This window comes from uncultured Faecalibacterium sp. (assembly GCF_900066275.1).
GTDB lineage: Bacteria > Bacillota > Clostridia > Oscillospirales > Ruminococcaceae > Faecalibacterium > Faecalibacterium taiwanense.
This window is the reverse complement of the sequence record NZ_FMFG01000027.1, coordinates 1-14,869: the sequence shown is the minus strand read 5'-3', so window position 1 is coordinate 14,869 and position 14,869 is coordinate 1. Positions and strand designations below refer to the sequence as shown.

Here is a 14,869-nt window from a genome sequence, read left to right as displayed (position 1 = left end):
TAAAGCGAAAGGAAATTTTGCAGCATGCAGCTTTCTGAGATCGAGCGCGAACAGCTTTATGCCATCGTTGAAAAATACGATCATCACCCGGATGTGCAGCGGATGCGGGAGTACATCCAGCACGGCTCTGTCACCACCTACCAGCATTGCAAGAATGTGGCGCTGGTGAGCTTCTGGCTCAACCGCCGTCTGCATCTGCACGCTGACGAGACCTCGCTGGCAGTGGGTGCCCTGCTGCATGATTTTTATCTGTACGACTGGCACACCACCGGTACCTTCCACGGCCTGCGCCGCCTGTTTGAGATGCACGGCTTCTCCCATCCGGGTTATGCCTGCGTCAATGCAAAGCGGGTGTTCAGCATTACCAGAAAGGAACAGAGCATCATTGCAAGCCACATGTGGCCGCTGACCTTCCGTCATGTGCCCACCTGCCGCGAAGCAGTCATCGTCTGTCTGGCCGATAAGTACTGCGCCGTGGTGGAAAGCATGTTCCAGCGTTCCCGCGCCGGTGCCGTGGTGGACGGCAGCGTGGACATCGACGGCGAAGAGTGGTAAACCTGTTTTTACCTTTATCATTTTATCAATGGAAAAAAAGAACTCCGCACCTCACAGGGCGCGGAGTTCTTTTGTATCTTACAGCTTTTTATAGCCTTCCGGTTCATTGGCGGCAGCGCGGTATTCCATTAAGAATGTGTCCAGCCAGCGGCCGTGACAGTCGCGGGCAATGCGTTCCCGACGGCCCACTAAGCGAAAGCCGCATTTTGTGTGCAGGGCGCGGCTGGCAGCGTTGTCCTGCAGCACGGTGGACTGCAGTGTCCAGTAGCCGGCCTTTTCTGCCTGATGGCACAGCTCGGTCAGCAGGTGATAGCCAAGGCCATGGCCCCGGAACTGCTCACCCACGTAAATACTCACCTCGGCAACGCCGCGGTAGCACCAGCGCGGGTCCACCCGGCGCAACGCCGTCCACCCGGCGATCACGCCGTCGGCCAGCAGTACCAGTCGGCATTCTTTTGCGTGGGAAGCATCCCACGCAGAATACGGCGGACAGGTGGTCTGAAAAGTGGCATGTTCTGTAGCAATGCCCTCCAAATAAATTCTGGAAACAGCGCTCCAGTCTTCCGGCTCCATGGGCCGGATCTCGATTTTGCTCATATTTCGATCCCGGCGGAAAGTGCATAGCTTTCCGCGCCCTCAACTCTCAAAAATATCCGGCTCCAGTATAGCAGAATTTGCGGTGCGGTACAAGCGCCGTACTGCACAGAAATTTCTTTGACAAGCGGAAGGTTTGTGATACAATAAATCATAACAAAGAAAAGCACGGCAGGATACGCCGCTGCAGAATGGAGGATGTCCCAAAATGAAGTGGATCAGAACGATGGTGTGTGCGCTGGGAATGCTGGCGTGCGTATCGCTTTCGGCATTTGCTGCAGAGTACGGCGAGCCGAACATCACAACAAAGACGACCATGAAAGAGCTGCGGGAGAACCCCAGCATCAAAGGCTCCGGCTATTATACCTACTGCAACGAATGGATCGAGGGCAGCACGCAGTACGATGATACGCCCATTGAGGGCTATGTAAGCTACGCGGCTGCCGAGGATGCCGCCGAAGGCATGAACCTTGTGATCGAAAACTACAACAGGGGCGTACAGATCACATGGCAGGTGTATACCCCGGAAGAAATTGCGGAAAATTCTTCTCTGGGCATGGTGCAGTTGTATTATTTCCCGGCTAAAACAGCCAACGCAAAGTACGCCATCGTGGTGCCCGGCAACGGCGGCAACACCACCGCAGAGCTGAACGAGGGTGCATCCATTGCCAACCAGCTGCACGAGCTGGGCTATGCGGCTTTTGTGCTGCGGTACCGCTCTTTCCTGAATGCATCCGACAATGCGCCACTGTACGATATTGCCAATGCCATAAAGTACCTGACCGAAAATGCAGATCAGTTTGGCGTTCAGCGCGAAAACTATGCGCTGATGGGCTTTTCTTCCGGCGGACACATCGTGGGCCTGATCGGCTCGGACAACGAAAAGTTCGGCTATAAGGCATTTGGCCTCCCACAGCCTGCAGCGCTGCTGCTGGGTTACCCCATCAACGATTTCTTTGAGGTGAAGCCGCTATATCAGCTGGCCATTGATCCGCTGGTGCTTGGCTGGCGTTACTACTGGACCGATATTTCGGATGTGGTGAACGAAAACTTTACCCCTACCTATTTCTTCTACGGCAAAAATGATCTTTATATGCAGCGCATGTGCTACTCCCAGCAGGGGCCGCTGCTGGAGCGCAAGCTCCGGGAGAGCGGGGCTGTTTATGAGTGCCATGTGTACGAGAACGCACCCCACGCCATTGGCCCGGGCCATCACACCGATGCGGACGGCTGGATCCGGCAGGCAACGGCATTCTGGGAAAAACAGTGCAAATAAAGAGATAAACGGGGGATTGCTGTGAGAAAACGATTGCGCACGGTGATGTTTGGTATTGGCCTGATGATCCTGCTGGCACAGCCGGCGTTTGCGGAGGAGCTTGGTCAGGCCAACATCACACCGGACATGACGATGCAGGAGATCCGCAGCAACCCTGTGATGCAGCAGAGCGGGCTGTTTTTGTATGGCTCCTTCGGCGAGGGGACCCAATGGACCCGCAGCCGACTGGAAAACCAGACCCTGCAGGAATACGCATGGGGGCAGACGGTGCCGGAAACAACGGCGGCGCTGAACCTTGCGGCACAAAATGTGAAGGACGGAGTTCAGGTGACGTGGCAGGTCTACAGCCCGGAGGAGACCGAGGTGGATCCTTCGCTCGGATGCGTACAGCTGTTTTATTTTCCGGGGAGCGATCCCGATGGCAAATATGCGATCGTGATGGGCGGCAATGCGCTGACCATCAACGGCACATTTGGCGAGGGCCTGCCGACAGCGTGGGAACTGCATGAAAAAGGCTATACCGTGTTTGTTCTGCGCTACCGCGCATGGACCGACCTTGGCGACAATGCACCGCTGCAGGATCTTGGCAATGCGGTGAACTTTATTACCGCCCATGCGGAACAGCTCCGGGTGCAGCCGGAGGATTACGCGATCGTTGCCTACTCGTCCGGCGCGCAGGTCGCGGGCATATTTGCCAACCAGAAGCGCGGCTACGGAGCCTTTGGTGCCCAGAAGCCGGGCGCACTGATTCTGGGGTACCCGATCGTTGATTTCTCTATTATAAAGCCGGTGTATCACATCGTATATGATCCGACCGCATGCGGATGGCGCTATTACTGGACCGACCTGAATCAGGCAGTGGATGACGATTACCCGCCGGTTTATTTCTGGCGGGGCGACAATGACACGATCCTCGGGCCGGACACAAGCTTTTACGAAGCGTTTGAACAGGCTCTGCAGAAACACGGTGTGGCGTACCAGAGAACGGCCTTTGCGGATGCACCCCATGCGGTCTCGATTGGCCGCGGCACGGCTGCGGATGGCTGGCTGAATGAAGCAGTTGCCTTCTGGGAGGAACAGGTCGGCTGAAAAGGAGATGTTGAGTTGAAACACAGGATATGCACCGCAGCAGCCTGTATCTGTCTGCTGCTGATGATGGCGCTGCCCGCATTTGCAGCAGAGTATGGCGAGCCGGATATCACGCCGCAGACCACCATGGGCGAGATCCGCTCGAACCCCAGCATCCTTGGCGCAGGCGTTTGGACCTATTCCAAGGAGCAGAACCTGCCCGGCACCGAGGACTGGTGCAATGACCAGACGCTGGAAAAATATGTGAGCAGCCATGTGGCACAGGATTGTGCCGATGGTCTGAACCTGCTCATCCGCAATTACAATGCGGGCGTGCAGATCACCTATAAGCTCTACTCGGAGCAGGAGATCGCCGAGGACAGCTCCCGCAACAATGGGGAGTTCTATTACTACCCGGCCAGCACGCCGGATGCAAAGTATGCGCTGGTGCTCTCCGGCAACATCCTCAACCGCACGGCAGAGTTAAAGGAGTGCATCTCCACAGCTTACCAGCTGCACCAGAAAGGCTATGCGGTGTTCGTGATGCGCTACCGCGCCTACCCGGATAACGACAACAACGGCCCCATGGAGGACATTGCACGGGCGGTGAAGTACATCACCGGCCACGCACAGCAGTTCGGCGTGCAGACGGAAAGCTACGCCCTGATCGGCTATTCTTCCGGCGGACAACTGGCGGGCCTGTTTGCATCGGACGCTCTGGGCTATAAAAACTATGGCCTGCCCAAGCCCGGCGCAGTGATCCTGGCGTATCCCATCGTGCAGTTTTCCGAGATCACACCAATCTACCGTGTGGGCATCGACCCCTTTGTGTGCGGCCGGTTCTACTATGAATACAGCCTTGCCGACCTGATCACAGAGGACTATCCGCCGGTGTACTTCTGGTATGGCAGGGATGACCTGACCTTGAACCTGCTGTGCTGGCCGCTGCAGGGGCCGGCCCTCAGCAAGGCACTGGCCGCGCATGGCGTACCTTACAAAGAAGTGGTATATGACCACGCAGCCCATGGCATCGGCCTTGGCCGCGGCACGGCTGCGGATGGCTGGCTGGACGAAGCCGCTGCCTTCTGGGAAGAACAGACAAAATAATATAAGGCACGCAGATCCGGGCTTTGCAGCTGCACAGCCCGGATTTTGCAATAGGAGACATTATGGAATTTTTAGCGTTTCTTTACACGGTGCTTCTGGTGGCCATCTGCCTGATGATGGCCCTGCTGCTGTACCGCTCGGCAAAGCCTGCCGCAAACCGGGACGATGCAGAACGGAAGGAATGGCTGCGTCAGCAGCTGGAAGCGCAGAACCGCCAGATGGACGCGAAGCTGGCAGAGATGGCGCAGCAGAACCTTGCCGCTATGGGCCACATCAGTGAAACGCTGCAGGCCTCGGTGCAGAGCATGAGCACCGCCCTTGCCGCAGGGCAGGGCACTCAGCAGCAGACCATGGAGCAGCGCCTGCAGGGGCTGGAAGCCTCCAACGCCCGCAAGCTGGAAGAGATGCGCCGCACCCTTGCCGAGGGCATGACTGCCCTGCAGGCCCAGAACGCCCAGAAGCTGGACGAGATCCGCCATACGGTGGACGAACAGCTGCAGGATGCATTGCAGAAGCGGGTGACCGAAAGCTTCAAGGCGGTGAACGACCAGCTGGAACAGGTGTACAAGGGTCTTGGCGAAATGCAGAACCTTGCCGCTGATGTGGGCGGGCTGAAACAGGTGCTTTCCGGTGTGAAGACCCGCGGTATTCTGGGTGAGATCCAGCTGGGAGCCATTCTGGAAGAGATCCTTGCCCCGGAACAGTACGACACCAACGTGGCCACCATTCCGGGCAGCACCCAGCGGGTGGAGTACGCCATCCGGATGCCCGGCGCGGACGGCGGCACGGTGTGGCTGCCCATCGACTCCAAGTTCCCCGGCGACACCTATGCCCATTTACAGGATGCGCAGGCATCCGGCGACGCACAGGCCGTGGAGAACGCCCGCCACGCACTGGAGCTGGTGCTGCGGGCCGAGGCCAAGGACATCCGGGAAAAATATGTGGAGCCGCCCTACACCACGGCGTTCGGCATCCTGTTCCTGCCCTTCGAGGGTTTGTATGCCGAGGTGGTGAACGCGGGCCTGCTGGAAGTGCTGCAGCGGGACTATCAGGTGAACATTGCAGGCCCCAGCACCATGGCAGCGCTGCTCAACAGCCTGCAGATGGGCTTCAAGACCCTTGCCATCCAGAAGCGCTCCGGTGAGGTATGGCAGCTGCTGGGTGCGGTGAAGACCGAATTTGACAAGTTCGGGCAGGGACTTTCCAAGATGCAGCAGCGCCTGCGCCAGACCGACGAAGAGCTGGATAATCTCATTGGCGTGCGCAGCCGTGCCATCAGCCGCAAGCTGCGCGCGGTGCAGACCATGGACGAAAGCGCTGCTGCCGCTCTGCTGGAACTGGATGCTGAGCCGGGCAAACCGGTGGCGGCACGTCTGCCGGAGAATGGGGAAGAGCTCTGATGTGCAGAATATTCCCACGTTATCCCTTGCGATTTTTCTGACGATGTGGTATGATAGGAACTGTTCTCAGAAACAACCGCCGCAGAAACGCGGCACTGCAAAAATATAAATAAGGAGACCGAGCATTATGAGCGTAAACAAGATCAGTGAAGCCATTTTGGGCGTTGGCGTGGATGATACCACCATCGACCTGTTCGAGAGCCAGTATCCGGTGCCCACCGGCGTGAGCTATAATTCCTATGTCATTCTGGACGAGAAGACCGCCGTTCTGGACACGGTGGATGCCCGCGCTACCGAGCCGTGGCTGGAAAACCTGACCGAAGCTCTGGCAGGCCGTAAGCCGGATTATCTGGTGGTCTCCCACATGGAGCCGGACCACGGCGCAAATATCGCAAAGCTGGCGGCACTCTATCCGGAGATGCAGGTGGTGGGCAACGCCAAGACCTTCCTGTATATGGATCAGTTCTTTGGCACTGATGCTGTGGCAAAGGAGCGCCGCGTGGTGGTGAAGGACGGCGAGAGCCTGAGCCTTGGCACCCACACCCTGACCTTTGTCTTTGCCCCCATGGTGCACTGGCCGGAGGTCATGGTCAGCTATGAATCCACCGAAAAGGTGCTGTTCTCCGCGGATGGCTTCGGTCGCTTTGGCGCTGTGGCAAAGTTTGACGAAAAGGCCGACTGGGCCAGCGAAGCCCGCCGCTACTACCTGAACATCGTGGGGAAATACGGCCCGCAGGTGCAGGCGCTGCTGAAAAAGGCTGCGGCTCTGGACATCCAGACCATTTGCCCGCTGCACGGCCCGGTGCTGACCGGAGATCTGGGCAAGTACCTGAACTACTACGACATCTGGTCCAGCTACAAGCCCGAGGAGCCGGAAAAGATCCTTGTGGCAAGTGCTTCCATCCACGGCCACACCCGTGCAGCAGCCCACCTCATGGCAGAAAAGCTGCGAGCAAAGGGCGCAAAGGTCGTGGAGATGGACCTGACCCGCACGGATGTGTCCTATGCCGTCACCGAAGCCTTCCGCTGCGGAAAGATCGTGCTGGCCTGCGCCACCTACGACGGCTTCCTCTTCCCGCCGATGGAAAATCTGCTGACCCACCTCAAGACCAAGAACTTCCAGAACCGCACGGTGGGTCTGATGGAGAATGGCACATGGGCACCCATGGCCGCAAAGCTCATGCGCGCCGAGCTGGAAAGCATGAAGAACATCGCCGTGTGTGATACTGTGGTCACCATCCGCAGTGCTGCCAATGCTGCTGCCGAAGCGCAGATGGATGCACTGGCTGCAGAAATCGTGGCAAAATAAAGCATCCTGATACAGAGATCCTCTGCCGACTGCCCGGCAGGGGATTTTTTTATTGAACCATGTGGAAGAGTTTGATATACTGAAAAGCAGAAGTTTATGGATGGAGGAATATCATGTCTGTAAAAATAAAAGCAGATATCAGACACTGGCTGCGGGAGTTGGATAAGAAATATTTCTTTGTGATGCTGGGCTTTGCGGTGATGGTCTATTTGCCGCTGATCAGCTTGAAGCTGACGAACACAGTGGATGGTCTGTGGACAACGGCTGAGTACATGGCGGGAGCATGGGAGCTTTCCAACGGACGATGGCTTTGGCTGGTGACCAGTTTTCTGCGTTTCAGTCTGCAGCTAGAACCCATCAATGCGGTGGTGTGCTTGGTGCTGGTTTCTCTTGGAGTCACCAGGCTTCATATGCTCTTCAAACCGGCATGGATGAGAACATCCTGCATTGACTGGCTCGCAGGTTTATGCTATGTTTCCAATGTTGTGGTCGGGTGCTATCTTTCGTTTCACTTCATTGCACCGGAGTACGGATTTTCGTTTTTCTTTGCAATGCTGGCTACAGAGCACGTGATCCGGGGAAAATCAGCCGTAAGCAGCATTGTGCCGGCAGCGGTGCTTTTGGCACTGAGCCTTGGCCTGTACCAGACGAACCTTGCCTGTTTCTGTCTGGTGCTGCTGGCCTATTTTCTCCTACTACTTTTCCAGAATGGAGAAAAACAAAAGATTCGGGAATATATTTGCAAAAGCCTGGCAAGTGCTGCATCCGGCGCAGTGCTGTATCTGCTGATCTTAAAGATTACACTGTGGGCGACGGGAACGGCGATGGCCGATTACCAGGGTGGTGCAGATATTTCAGTGTCTGGAATTCTGAAAAATCTTCCTTCCAGCGTTGCAAAGTGCTATGAGCTTTTTTATCGGTATTTCTTTGGCACCCTTGTAAAACACAATATGCTGCAGGAAACTGCAGTTGTATTTGTTTTGATTTTTTGTGTGGTGGGTGCCGCGCTTGCGTGCAGACTGGTTCGGCTCATACGCCGGAAGGATTGGGAAAACACTTTCTATGGCACAGCAGCGCTGCTGGTGCTGCCCATGATGTGCACGGTATTTATGGTGGCAACCTCGCAGGCGTCGTTTTATATTCCCATGTCCGGAGGTCTGGCCTTGTTCCTGCCGGTCTGTTTCTGGCTATTGGACAGCAGCCGGGAGGGAGAAACAGCCTGTGATGCGTTCCGCAAATGCTGGAATAAAGCAGAAAAAGCACTGATCCTGCTTACGGCGGCTGCTGTCGTTTACGGGAGCGTATTCATGTCGGCTATCGATCAGCAGGCGATGTATGAGGGACGCAAGGCAACAAAACAAATCGCGGACCTTGTGGCCGATGAGCTGGTGGCAGAGGGCTATTATGATTTGCCGGAAAAACTGCCAGTGATGCTGGTAGGCCGCCCCAGTGCAAGCCCACTGTTCCGGACACACGTCATCTATTGGGATGCGAACGACTACGCACAGGTGGGCCTTTTCGAAAAAGAAAATGCCGCTACAATGCGCTATTCATGGAATGCGGTGTTTCGTGACCTCACACCGATGCAGCTGGAGCTGTGCAGTGATGAGGTATATGACGAACTGATCCGGACAGAAGAAATCAAACGAATGCCGACATTCCCTGAGAAAGGCTCCATGCAGGAAATGGACGGTGTATATGTGATCAAAATTTCAGAGGATTATCTGATCGATGAATAACAAATGAGACTGAGAACATAAAACAGGACAGATGGAGAAAATAACGATGAAAGAAAAAATCGATGTACAGAAACCGGACGACCTTGGGCTGGATATATCGGATCTAAGATATTTTCTGGTGATGCTGCTGTTTTCGGCGGTAGTGTTTTTCCTGCTGATCAGCCAGCGGCTGACCAATACATTTGACGGATTGTGGAACAATACATGGTTCTTCGGCGGCTATTGGCAGGTAGTCACGGGCCGATGGCTCTGGCCGGTGATCGATGCGCTGCGGTTTGGCATCCAGACGGAACCTTTCAATTCATTGCTGACGCTTTCCATGTCGGCGCTGGCTGTTACCCTGCTTCGGAAGTTTTTTACAGAGAAGGATTCTGTCGTGACCTATCTGGCGGGTATGGCTGTTCTGGCCAGCACGGTCACTGGAATACAGCTGTCATATCGGTTTCAGTCGCCGGTGTTTGGCTGCTCATTTTTGTTTTCTGTTCTGGCGGCAGAGCGTGTGGTTCGTGCCGCAGATTTTAGAAAAGCGGTCGTACAGGGAGCACTGCTTCTGGTCATGAGCCTTGCGTGCTATCAGACGAGCCTTGATAACTTTTGTCTGCTCCTGCTGACATATCTTCTGCTGCTTCTGTTCCGCAATGTGGACAGAGAAAAGGTCCATGCCCACATTGGAAGAAGTCTTTGCAGCGCAGCTGCAGGAATGGTTTTGTATTTCCTGCTCACAAAGCTGATCGTATGGGCATGTGGATGGCAGATGGCAAGTTATAATGGAGGAGCGGATGTTTCGGTACTTTCTATACTGAAAAATCTGCCCAATGCCATTGCAGAGACCTACCAACTGTTTGGAGCTTACTTTTTTCAGAATTACTATCGGCATAACATTCTGCAGCCGGTGGGCTTTTTCGTTTTGGTATTTCTGGCGCTGAGCATCGGACTGCTGAACCGCTTCAGAAAAATGCTTCACCGGAAAAATTGGGAATATATCCTTCTGGGAGTGGCAGCGCTGATCGTTTTGCCCATCATGTGCAATGCCATCATGCTGATCACAAGCGAGGCGGTCTGGCTTTTGCAGATGGGCGAAGGATTGAATCTGTTCGTGCCAGTATGTCTGCTGCTGCTTGAAGGGACGCGCACAAATCAGCCTATGGTAAAAAAGTATGTACGTGCTGCCCGGACAGGGGCTGTAGTACTTGCGGTTTTGGTCGTCTATGGCAATGTCTGCTCTGCCGTGATCGATCAGGAAGCTATGTATGAGGGAAGAAAAACACTCAAGAGCATGTCGGATCACATTGCGGACGACCTGATGAGCAGCGGATATTTTGACGATAACGAGCAGCTGCCGGTACTGTTTGTGGGCAGACCCAGCTCGAACTCCAGTTTTATGAAGAGGGAGTATTACCTCTATGCAAATCCGTATGCGCAGATGGGCCGCTTCTGGCTGAACGATTACTCGGCCAGAGCGTCTTGGAAAGCGGTTTTCAGGGATATTACTCCGGCAAAACTCAAGCATTGCTCGGTGGAACAGTATGGGGAACTGTACAGCAGAACAGAGCTGGAACAGATGCCAGTCTATCCGCAGGAAGGATATATCCAGCAGATCGACGGTGTGGTCGTGGTAAAAATTTCAGATGATTACAAAGTTGATAAAGAGTTTGCGCCACTAATCGACCTGGGAGAATTGTTTCAGCTCATAATGGATGACATAAACGATTCATAATGGCTGCGGCTTTGTGAAAAAAACTCAATCGAACGCGATTTTTGCGGAAAGTAACTGCGCAGCCCTTGCAAACTGTCCCGAAATGTGGTAACATAGCTCTTGGTTATAAAACCTGAATACTCCCAAACGCAGCGACGGAGAGAGTAGGCATGGCGTACACGGCAAAGAGAGAAGCTTCACCGGCTGAGAGGGCTTCCGGGTGTATCTGTGCTGAAGTTCGCTCCTGAGCGGTCTGTGCGAAACAGCAGTAGTACAGAACGGCCACGCCCCGTTACGGCGTTCTGAGAGCCGCCCGGCATCTGTGCACGGGTGGAAACCGGGTGGTACCGCGGAGCTAAGAATCAACAGCTTCGTCCCTTTTGCCTGAGAAATCGGGCGGGGGACGGAGCTTTTTTGTTGCACTCCGCTCATCAACACGAAGAATAAAGGAGAGAACATCCATGCAAGCAATGATCGACGAGCTGGCAAAACAGGCCGCTGAAAGCCTTGGTCAGGTGTCCGGCAAGGAAACGCTGGCCTCCTTCTGGCAGGAGTACCTCAGCAAAAACGGCAAGATCCCTGCCCTGATGAAGAACCTGCGCACCGTTGCGCCGGAAGAGCGCCCCGCTATGGGCAAGATCATCAATGAACTCAAGGCAAAGGTTCAGGCAGATTACGACGCTGCTGCAGAACAGGTGAAGCAGGCAGAGCTTGCTGCCCGCAATGCTGCCGAGACGGTGGACATCACCCTGCCCGCCAAGACCCGCCCCATGGGCGGCCTGCACCCGCTGACCCTGATCACCAACCAGATCATCGACGTGTTCTCCGGCATGGGCTTTTCGGTGGGCACCTTCCCGGAGATCGAGGACGATGACCACAACTTTACCCGCCTGAACGTGCCCAAGGATCACCCGGCACGCGACATGCAGGACACCTTCTACCTGTCGGAGGAGTTCCTGCTGCGTACCCAGACTTCCGGCGGCCAGATCCGCACCATGGACGTTCAGAAGCCGCCCATCAAGATCCTGATGCCCGGCCGTGTGTTCCGCTCCGACTCCGATGCCACCCACAGCCCCATGTTCCACCAGATGGAAGGTCTGGTGGTGGATAAGGGCATCACGCTGGGCGACCTGCAGGGCGCACTGAATACCTTCGTGCAGAAGCTGTTCGGCGCTGACACCCGCACCCGCCTGCGTCCCTCCTACTTCCCGTTCACCGAGCCCAGCGTGGAGGTGGACGTGAGCTGCTTCGAGTGCCACGGCAAGGGCTGCCCGCTGTGCAAGCACACCGGCTGGATCGAGGTGCTGGGCGGCGGTGTCGTCAACCGCAAGGTGCTGGAGAACTGCAATATCGACCCGGACGAGTATTCCGGCTTCGCCTTCGGCATCGGCATCGAGCGTATCGCCATGCTGAAGTATGGCATCAACAACATCGGCCTGATGTTCGAGAACAACCTGCAGTTCCTCAAGCAGTTCCACGAATAAGAGGGGAGAGAAGAGACAATGAAAGTACCTTTCAGCTGGTTAAAAGAATTTGTAGATGTCGACGTTACTGCGCAGGAACTGGAGGAAAAGCTCTTCTCCTGCGGCTTTGAGGTCGAAGAGCTGATCCCGCTGGATGCAGGCATCAGCAAGGTGGTCGTCGGCAAGATCGTGGAGATGGAAAAGCAGGAGGGCACCCACCTGACCAAGTGTGTGGTGGACTGCGGCGACTACGGCCACGACATCCGCATCAGCACCGGTGCCGCCAACATGAAGCTGGGCGACTGCGTGCCCGCTGCTCTGGATGGCTCCACCCTGCCCGGCGGCATCAAGATCAAGGCCCGCAAGATGCAGGGCGTGGAGTCCAACGGTATGCTGTGCTCCGGCGAAGAGCTGGGCCTGAACGACGACCTGTTCCCGGGCTCTGAGGTCTACGGCCTGCTCATTCTGCCCGAGGATTCTGTCCCCGGCACCGACATTGCTCCCGTGGTGGGTCTGGACGACTATATCTTTGATATCTCCATCACCGCGAACCGCCCGGACTGCCAGTCCGTTCTGGGCATCGCCCGCGAGGTGGCTGCCGTTCTGGGCAAGCCCCTGCACATGCCCGCCATGGACTACAAGACTGTCTGCGAGCCGGATGCGCCCATCACCGTCAAGGTGGAGGCTCCGGACCTGTGCCCCCGCTATATGGCACACTATGTGCGCAACATCCGCATGGGCGAGTCTCCCCGCTGGATGAAGCGCCATCTGGCTCTGTGCGGCCTGCGCTCCATCAGCAATGTGGTGGATATCACCAACCACACCCTGCTGGAAATGGGTCAGCCCATGCACGCCTTTGACCTGAACAAGGTCGCCGGCCGCACTATCGATGTGCGCCGCGCCCATGCGGGCGAAAAGATCGTCACGCTGGATGAGAAGGAGTTCACTCTGAACCCCAACAATCTGGTCATCTGCGATGCCGAAAAGCCGGTGGCACTTGCCGGCATCATGGGCGGCGCAAACTCCGGCATGGATGAGAACACCACCAGCCTGCTGTTTGAGTGTGCCACCTTCGCCCGCGACTGCGTGCGTAAGACCAGCCGCGCATTGGGCCAGAACAGCGACTCTTCTGCCCGCTACGAGAAGGGCGTGGACCGTCACTCTCCTGAACTGGGCCTTGCCCGTGCCCTGCACCTGATCCAGGAGCTGGACTGCGGCGACATCACCACACTGGAATATGACCTGACCGATGGCCGCCCGATGGAGCGCAAGCACATCGTTACCACTCCGGCTAAGATCTGCGGCGTGCTGGGTATCATCGTGCCGGATCAGACCATGATCGACATTCTGCAGCGTCTGGAGTTCACGGTGGATGTACAGGCCGATGGCAGCTGGGACGTGTCCGCGCCCCTGTACCGCGAGGACGTGGAGAGCTTCCCGGATCTGGCCGAGGAGGTCATCCGTGAGTACGGCTACGACCACATTGTGCCCACCTTCCTGAACACTGCCTCCGTTACAAACGGCGGTCTGAACTATGACCAGAAGCAGCAGCTCAAGACCAAGCGTCTGCTGGCCGCACAGGGCTTCTATGAGGCCTCCACGCTGGCTTTCTACTCCAACGCAGAACTGGATATGCTGCACATCCCGGCGGATGATGAAGCCCGCAAGGCCATCCGCATCCTGAACCCCATCAGCGAGAATTTGTCCATCATGCGTACCCTGCTGGCACCCTCCATGCTGAACGTCATTGTGGACAATCTCAAGAAGGGCAACACGGAAGGCCGTCTGTTCGAGATGGCACCGGTGTATCTTGCCAAGGAACTGCCCATCAACGAGCATCCGCACGAGCGCCAGACCCTCTGCATTGGTGCATTCGGCCCCGAAGAAGATTTCTTCACGGTCAAGGGTGCACTGGAAGCACTGGCAGCCGGCTTTGGCCTGAGCTTTGACTACAAGCGCGAGACCACCCCGTGGCTGCACCCCGGCATCAGCGCCGCTGTTTACTGTGGTGACAAGCGTCTGGGTGTGTTTGGCAAGCTGTCCAACGAGATCAACGGCGAGCTGGAAATTGCAAAGGATCAGAAGGATAGCCAGAATATTTATCTGGGCGAGCTGGATTACGAGGCTCTCATGTCCTGTGTGGACGGTGAGCTGCGCTATCAGCCGCTCAGTCCCTACGCTGCTGTCAAGCGTGATCTGGCATTGGTCTGCGACGAAAAGACCACCTGCGGCGAGATCGAGGAGACCATCAAGAAGGCCAGCCCTCTGGTGGGTGAGATCAAGCTGTTCGATATCTACCGCGGCGCAAATCTCGGCGAGGGCAAAAAGAGCATGGCATTCACCCTGTCTCTGTCCGACCCGAAGAAGGAAGTCTCTGCGGAAGAAGTAGAGCGCGTGGTCAAGAAGATCCTCGGCAACCTGAAGTTCAAGCTGGGCATCGAGATCCGCTAACTCTATTATAGAAGTAATATAAGGCCGTCTGTGCAGGAATGTGCAGGCGGCTTTTTTGCGTAAAAAGAGAACGTTGAATACAAGAAAATGAACGTTTTTCAGCAGCGCAAGAAAAAAGATGAAAAAATCTGTCAAAAAGTGTTGACAAGGAGGCGGGGGTGTGGTATTATACTTGAGCGCCAAGCGCTGAGGCAAAAGAATGACTTCCAAA

The 14,869-nt window shown here is 55.9% G+C and carries 11 protein-coding genes and 1 other annotated feature; of the genes, 10 read left to right on the top strand and 1 reads right to left on the bottom strand.

Annotated elements, in window-relative coordinates:
* Positions 1–24: 24 nt before the first annotated feature.
* Positions 25–555 (top strand): HD domain-containing protein, encoded by a 531-nt coding sequence (locus QZL71_RS09355; protein ID WP_044954220.1) that lies wholly within the window; start codon positions 25–27, stop codon positions 553–555.
* Positions 556–633: 78 nt separating this feature from the next.
* Here the strand turns inward: QZL71_RS09355 and QZL71_RS09350 are convergent, their stop codons facing one another.
* Positions 634–1,152: a GNAT family N-acetyltransferase gene (locus tag QZL71_RS09350; protein ID WP_005945939.1), complete on the bottom strand. Its 519-nt coding sequence runs from the start codon at positions 1,150–1,152 to the stop codon at positions 634–636.
* Between the two features lie 205 nt (positions 1,153–1,357).
* Here QZL71_RS09350 and QZL71_RS09345 point away from each other — a divergent pair, with 205 nt between their 5' ends.
* The 9 genes from QZL71_RS09345 to pheT all read left to right on the top strand — a co-directional run bounded on the left by QZL71_RS09345 (position 1,358) and on the right by pheT (position 14,658).
* A complete protein-coding gene (locus QZL71_RS09345) occupies positions 1,358–2,425 on the top strand; it encodes an alpha/beta hydrolase (protein ID WP_294648572.1) in 1,068 nt (355 codons plus the stop codon).
* A 21-nt stretch (positions 2,426–2,446) separates the two neighbouring features.
* Complete coding sequence (locus QZL71_RS09340) at positions 2,447–3,514, top strand: alpha/beta hydrolase (RefSeq protein ID WP_294648571.1); 1,068 nt, start codon at positions 2,447–2,449, stop codon at positions 3,512–3,514.
* A gap of 15 nt (positions 3,515–3,529) precedes the next feature.
* The gene (locus QZL71_RS09335) at positions 3,530–4,600 is read left to right on the top strand and encodes an alpha/beta hydrolase (protein WP_294648570.1); all 1,071 of its coding nucleotides are present in this window, start codon (positions 3,530–3,532) and stop codon (positions 4,598–4,600) included.
* Positions 4,601–4,662: 62 nt separating this feature from the next.
* Entirely contained in the window at positions 4,663–6,000 is a 1,338-nt protein-coding gene (gene rmuC / locus QZL71_RS09330; RefSeq protein WP_097775384.1) for a DNA recombination protein RmuC, read from the top strand.
* 127 nt (positions 6,001–6,127) lie between these two features.
* On the top strand, positions 6,128–7,309 hold the full coding sequence (locus QZL71_RS09325; RefSeq protein WP_294648569.1) for an FprA family A-type flavoprotein: 1,182 nt from the start codon (positions 6,128–6,130) through the stop codon (positions 7,307–7,309).
* 113 nt (positions 7,310–7,422) lie between these two features.
* The gene (locus tag QZL71_RS09320; protein WP_294648568.1) at positions 7,423–9,048 is read left to right on the top strand and encodes a glucosyltransferase domain-containing protein; all 1,626 of its coding nucleotides are present in this window, start codon (positions 7,423–7,425) and stop codon (positions 9,046–9,048) included.
* Between the two features lie 46 nt (positions 9,049–9,094).
* On the top strand, positions 9,095–10,765 hold the full coding sequence (locus tag QZL71_RS09315; RefSeq protein WP_242959274.1) for a glucosyltransferase domain-containing protein: 1,671 nt from the start codon (positions 9,095–9,097) through the stop codon (positions 10,763–10,765).
* Positions 10,766–10,887: 122 nt separating this feature from the next.
* Positions 10,888–11,126 (top strand) — a binding site (T-box leader).
* A gap of 79 nt (positions 11,127–11,205) precedes the next feature.
* Complete coding sequence (gene pheS / locus QZL71_RS09310; RefSeq protein ID WP_249236883.1) at positions 11,206–12,228, top strand: phenylalanine--tRNA ligase subunit alpha; 1,023 nt, start codon at positions 11,206–11,208, stop codon at positions 12,226–12,228.
* An 18-nt stretch (positions 12,229–12,246) separates the two neighbouring features.
* Positions 12,247–14,658, top strand: a complete 2,412-nt coding sequence (pheT, locus tag QZL71_RS09305) for a phenylalanine--tRNA ligase subunit beta (RefSeq protein ID WP_294648567.1) — start codon at positions 12,247–12,249, stop codon at positions 14,656–14,658.
* Positions 14,659–14,869: the final 211 nt, after the last annotated feature.

Coding starts and splice junctions, on each gene's coding strand:
- QZL71_RS09355 (WP_044954220.1), top strand. CDS start 25: ATGCAGCTTTCTGAGATCGAGCGCGAACAGCTTTATGCCATCGTTGAA.
- QZL71_RS09350 (WP_005945939.1), bottom strand. CDS start 1,152: ATGAGCAAAATCGAGATCCGGCCCATGGAGCCGGAAGACTGGAGCGCT.
- QZL71_RS09345 (WP_294648572.1), top strand. CDS start 1,358: ATGAAGTGGATCAGAACGATGGTGTGTGCGCTGGGAATGCTGGCGTGC.
- rmuC (WP_097775384.1), top strand. CDS start 4,663: ATGGAATTTTTAGCGTTTCTTTACACGGTGCTTCTGGTGGCCATCTGC.
- QZL71_RS09325 (WP_294648569.1), top strand. CDS start 6,128: ATGAGCGTAAACAAGATCAGTGAAGCCATTTTGGGCGTTGGCGTGGAT.
- QZL71_RS09320 (WP_294648568.1), top strand. CDS start 7,423: ATGTCTGTAAAAATAAAAGCAGATATCAGACACTGGCTGCGGGAGTTG.
- QZL71_RS09315 (WP_242959274.1), top strand. CDS start 9,095: ATGAAAGAAAAAATCGATGTACAGAAACCGGACGACCTTGGGCTGGAT.
- pheS (WP_249236883.1), top strand. CDS start 11,206: ATGCAAGCAATGATCGACGAGCTGGCAAAACAGGCCGCTGAAAGCCTT.
- pheT (WP_294648567.1), top strand. CDS start 12,247: ATGAAAGTACCTTTCAGCTGGTTAAAAGAATTTGTAGATGTCGACGTT.